The following is a 4,680-nucleotide window of genomic DNA, read 5'->3' as shown; positions in this document are numbered from 1 at the left end:
CGCGCCGGGCGCGGGGCGCGGGGGGCGCGCGCCGGGCCGCGGGCGCCCGCCCCCCCCCCGCGCTCAGGTCACTTGGTGTTGATGACCTTGTCGATCGCGGTGTCCGCGTCCTTCGCGGCGGCCTCGACCGACTTCTTGCCGGTGCCGATGCTCTGCAGCATGGTCTGCAGGATCTGGGCCTTCTCGACCTGACCCCAGCCGGGGGCCATCGGGACGAACCAGTTGGACTCGGCCGCGGTGGCCGGGACGACGGTCGCCGGGTCGTTCTTCAGGGTGGCGAGGTCGGTCTTGTTGTTGGGCAGGTTGCCCTTGGCCATCAGGCCCTTCTGGCCGGCGGGACCGGTGAAGGCGTTGATCCACTCGGCGGCGACGCCCTGGGCCTTGGACTTCACCGGGATGGCGAGGTCGGAGCCGCCCAGGAAGACCGGCAGGTTCTTGCCGGACGGGCCGGGCATCACGAAGTTCTCGAGGTTGTCCTTGAGCTTGCCGGTCTTGTCGTTCTTCGGGTCGGCCGCGGTCGCGCCCTCCCAGGCGGCGCCGAAGATCAGGTCGGACTTGCCCTGGCCGTAGACGATGTAGCGGTCGGACTCGTCCTTGGTCTTGTCGCCGTGCATGTACTTGTCGAGGACGGTCTTGAACTCGTTGAGGCCCTTGAGGGACTCGGGCGAGGAGAGGTTGGCCTTCCACTGGCCGCCCTCCTCCTTGGCGATGGAGCCGCCGGCGTCGTAGACGAAGGACATGGCCGCGTACCAGTCACGGGTGGGCTGGTACCAGGCGTTGAACTTGGCGCCCTGCTTCTTCTGGATCTTGTCCAGGTCGGCGGTCAGCTCCGCGTAGGTCTTCGGGGCGGCCTTGATGCCGGACGCCTTGGCGATGTCCTTGCGCCAGGTGCCGACCCGGCCACCGGCGTAGTAGGGCACGCCGTAGGTCTTGCCGTCGTACGTCACGGAGGCCTTGAGGCCGTCCAGCCAGGCGGAGGAGTTGCTGAACTGCGAGGCGTCGACGGGCGCGAAGGCGCCCTTGACCATGTAGCCCAGCATCTCGGTGTTGCCCATCTCGACCACGTCGGGGGCCTTGTCCGTGGCGAGGACGGCGTCCAGCTTGGTGTTCTTGTCCGGCCAGCCGTAGTACTCGTGCTTGATCTTGATGCTGGGGTGCTTCTTCTGCACCGCGGCGTCGGCGGCCTTCACCAGGTTGGGCCAGTTGTTCTGGGCGTCCACGGTGAGCCAGACGGTCAGCTCCTTGGCGTCCGACCCTGCCTTGCCGTCGTCCTTCTTGTCACTGCCACACGCCGCGATGGAGACGACCATGCCCGCGATACCGATCGCGGCTATCAGCTTGCGCTTCACGCCACCCTCCTCAGGGATGCCCTCAAACCCCCCAGGCTCCCTGCGGTGACCGCCCAACGCGTCGTACCGCCCATGGGGCCGGGACCTGGACCAATGGTGTAGACCAGTACCCGGAGCTTGGCCCAGACCAATAGGCCTGTCAAGGGTGTTCAAGCAGGCTCCGGGCCTCCGTGATGCGACCGAGATATGCAGGGACCTTTCATTCCGCAAGCGACAGATCGGACGGACCAGTTCCGGTGGACCACCGGCATCGGAGCGGGCGATGGACTAGACCAACGAGGGGCGCAAAGGTATACAGGGAGATCACGGAGCGTGCGGGTGGATCCCTGTCACACGAAGCCGTGCCACGATGTGAGCCGTGGCCGACGGGTACGCCGGTCGCTTCGGCATACGGAGCCGGGAAGGCGGAGCATGAGCACCGACGTCAGCAGTGCGGAGAACGAGGGTGGGGCGACCGTCCGTACCGCACGCGTGCCCAAGTACTACCGCCTGAAGAAGCACCTGCTCGACATGACGGAGACGCAGGCGCCCGGCACGCCCGTCCCGCCCGAGCGCACCCTCGCGGCCGAATTCGACACCTCGCGGACCACGGTCCGCCAGGCCCTGCAGGAGCTGGTCGTCGAGGGCCGCCTCGAGCGGATCCAGGGCAAGGGCACCTTCGTCGCCAAGCCCAAGGTCTCCCAGGCGCTGCAACTCACCTCCTACACCGAGGACATGCGCGCCCAGGGTCTGGAGCCGACCTCGCAGCTGCTCGACATCGGCTACATCACCGCCGACGACCGTCTCGCCGAGCTGCTCGACATCACCGCCGGCGGCCGGGTGCTGCGCATCGAGCGACTGCGCATGGCCAACGGCGAGCCGATGGCGATCGAGACCACGCACCTGTCCGCCAAGCGCTTCCCGGCGCTGCGCCGCAGCCTCGTCAAGTACACGTCCCTCTACACCGCCCTCGCCGAGGTGTACGACATCCACCTCGCGGAGGCGGAGGAGACGATCGAGACGTCGCTGGCCACCCCGCGCGAGGCCGGGCTGCTCGGCACCGACGTCGGCCTGCCGATGCTGATGCTCTCCCGCCACTCCCTGGACCGGGCGGGCAAGCCGGTGGAGTGGGTCCGATCCGTCTACCGGGGCGACCGCTACAAGTTCGTGGCACGGCTCAAGCGGCCCCAGGACTGAACCCGTCGAGGCGGTGCGGGCGGTCCGGCGTGCGCGCCGCTCCCGCTTCACGTTCCTCTCGCCGGTTCTCCACAGAATCGACATGCCGATATGCGGACGAGGTCTTCCACCGGCCTGATCCCGTCGCCTAGATTGCCTGCGCATTACACAGGTGATCAGCGGTGTTCAGTTAGGGGACGGAGCCGCCAGATGTCAGATGCTTCGGATGTGAGCAGAACGGCGGTGGTGACGCCCGTGCGCGTCGTCATCGCCCTCTGTCTGATCGCGCCCTTCGTGGCGATGCTGTGGGTCGGCTCCTACGCCAAGACCGACCCCGCGTTCATAGGGATCCCGTTCTTCTACTGGTACCAGATGCTGTGGGTGATCGTCTCCACCGCGCTGACGATGACCGCGTACAAGCTGTGGCAGCGTGATCAGCGCGCCCGCAAGGCCCAGGGCGGGGGTGCGTCGAAGTGAAGGACGGCGTGAACGGCGTCGCGCTCGGCGTCTTCATCTTCTTCTTCCTGGCCGTCACGGTCATGGGCTTCCTGGCCGCACGCTGGCGCAAGGCCGAGAACGAACACAGCCTCGACGAATGGGGCCTGGGCGGGCGGTCGTTCGGAACCTGGATCACCTGGTTCCTGCTCGGCGGCGACCTGTACACCGCGTACACCTTCGTCGCCGTGCCGGCGGCGATCTACGCGGCGGGCGCGGCCGGCTTCTTCGCCGTGCCCTACACGATCCTCGTCTACCCCCTGATCTTCACGTTCCTGCCGCGCCTATGGTCGGTGTCCCACCGGCACGGCTACGTGACGACCTCGGACTTCGTGCGCGGCCGCTTCGGCTCCAAGGGGCTGTCGCTGGCGGTGGCGCTCACCGGAATCCTGGCGACGATGCCGTACATCGCCCTCCAACTGGTCGGGATCCAGGCCGTTCTCGACGTGATGGGCGTCGGCGGCGGCGAGAACACCAACTGGTTCGTGAAGGACCTGCCGCTGCTCATCGCCTTCGGCGTGCTGGCCGCGTACACCTACTCCTCGGGCCTGCGGGCCCCCGCTCTGATCGCGTTCGTGAAGGACGCGCTGATCTACATCGTCATCGCGGTGGCGATCATCTACATCCCGATCAAGCTGGGCGGCTTCGACGACGTCTTCGCCAAGGCGGGCGAGGCGTTCAGCCAGGTCAACCCCGCTACCGGCAAGCCGCGCGGCGCCCTCGTCCCACCGGAGGCCGGCCAGTGGACGTACGCCACGCTCGCGCTGGGCTCCGCGCTCGCGCTGTTCATGTACCCGCACTCGATCACCGCGACGCTCTCCTCGCGCAGCCGTGACGTGATCCGCCGCAACACCACGATCCTGCCGTTGTACTCCCTCATGCTGGGCCTGCTGGCCCTGCTGGGCTTCATGGCGATCGCGGCGGGCGTGAAGGTGCAGAACGGCCAGCTGGCCATCCCGCAGCTGTTCGAGAACATGTTCCCGGACTGGTTCGCGGGGGTGGCCTTCGCGGCGATCGGCATCGGCGCCCTGGTCCCCGCGGCCATCATGTCCATCGCGGCCGCGAACCTCTTCACCCGCAACATCTACAAGGACTTCATCCGGCCGGACGCGACACCGCAACAGGAGACGCGGGTCTCCAAGCTGGTGTCCCTGCTGGTGAAGGTGGGCGCCCTGGTCTTCGTCCTGACCATGGACAAGACGGTGGCGATCAACTTCCAGCTGCTGGGCGGCATCTGGATCCTGCAGACCTTCCCGGCCCTGGTCGGCGGCCTGTTCACCCGCTGGTTCCACCGCTGGGCGCTGCTCGCGGGCTGGGCGGTCGGCATGGTGTACGGCACCTTCGCCGCGTACGGCGTCGCCTCGCCGACGCAGAACCACTTCGGCGGCTCGGCGAAGGAGATCCCGGGCATCGGCGAGATCGGCTACATCGGGCTGACGGCCTTCGTGCTCAACGTGGCCGTCACGGTGGTCCTGACCTTCGCCCTGAAGGCGCTGAAGGCCCCCGAGGGCATCGACGAGACCAGCCCGGAGGACTACACGGCGGACGCGGGCGACCCGGGCGTACAGGTGGAACTGCCACCGGCCACGGCGGGTTCCGCGCACTGAGGCCGCGAAGTGACACACACGGGCCCCGCGCGGACTAAACCCGCGCCCGGTGGTGTTCGCGCGCGCCCCCACAC

General features: G+C 67.9%; 4 protein-coding genes. 3 read left to right on the top strand and 1 reads right to left on the bottom strand.

What is annotated here, in order from left to right; translation table 11 throughout:
- Nucleotides 1-68 precede the first annotated feature (68 nt).
- Nucleotides 69-1,349: an extracellular solute-binding protein gene (locus ACFW2E_RS10070; RefSeq protein WP_384464207.1), complete on the bottom strand. Its 1,281-nt coding sequence runs from the start codon at nt 1,347-1,349 to the stop codon at nt 69-71.
- Nucleotides 1,350-1,760: 411 nt separating this feature from the next.
- Between ACFW2E_RS10070 and ACFW2E_RS10065 the strand changes: the two genes are divergently transcribed.
- The 3 genes from ACFW2E_RS10065 to mctP all read left to right on the top strand — a co-directional run bounded on the left by ACFW2E_RS10065 (nt 1,761) and on the right by mctP (nt 4,606).
- Nucleotides 1,761-2,525, top strand: a complete 765-nt coding sequence (locus tag ACFW2E_RS10065; protein WP_384464204.1) for a GntR family transcriptional regulator — start codon at nt 1,761-1,763, stop codon at nt 2,523-2,525.
- 189 nt (nt 2,526-2,714) lie between these two features.
- Nucleotides 2,715-2,981 carry a DUF3311 domain-containing protein gene (locus ACFW2E_RS10060; protein WP_384464201.1) on the top strand — a complete coding sequence of 89 codons (267 nt, stop codon included), beginning with the start codon at nt 2,715-2,717 and terminating at the stop codon, nt 2,979-2,981.
- A complete protein-coding gene (gene mctP / locus ACFW2E_RS10055; RefSeq protein ID WP_384464198.1) occupies nt 2,978-4,606 on the top strand; it encodes a monocarboxylate uptake permease MctP in 1,629 nt (542 codons plus the stop codon). Before ACFW2E_RS10060 ends, mctP begins: the two co-directional genes overlap by 4 nt.
- Nucleotides 4,607-4,680: the final 74 nt, after the last annotated feature.

This window comes from Streptomyces sp. NPDC058964, from assembly GCF_042741275.1.
In the GTDB taxonomy this organism is placed as follows: domain Bacteria; phylum Actinomycetota; class Actinomycetes; order Streptomycetales; family Streptomycetaceae; genus Streptomyces.
Note: the sequence above shows the minus strand (reverse complement) of the source record. Positions and strands in the feature narration are given on the sequence as shown.

What these genes read in the sequence shown, in the direction of transcription:
- ACFW2E_RS10065 (WP_384464204.1), top strand. Translation starts at nt 1,761, where the DNA reads ATGAGCACCGACGTCAGCAGTGCGGAGAACGAGGGTGGGGCGACCGTC.
- ACFW2E_RS10060 (WP_384464201.1), top strand. Translation starts at nt 2,715, where the DNA reads ATGTCAGATGCTTCGGATGTGAGCAGAACGGCGGTGGTGACGCCCGTG.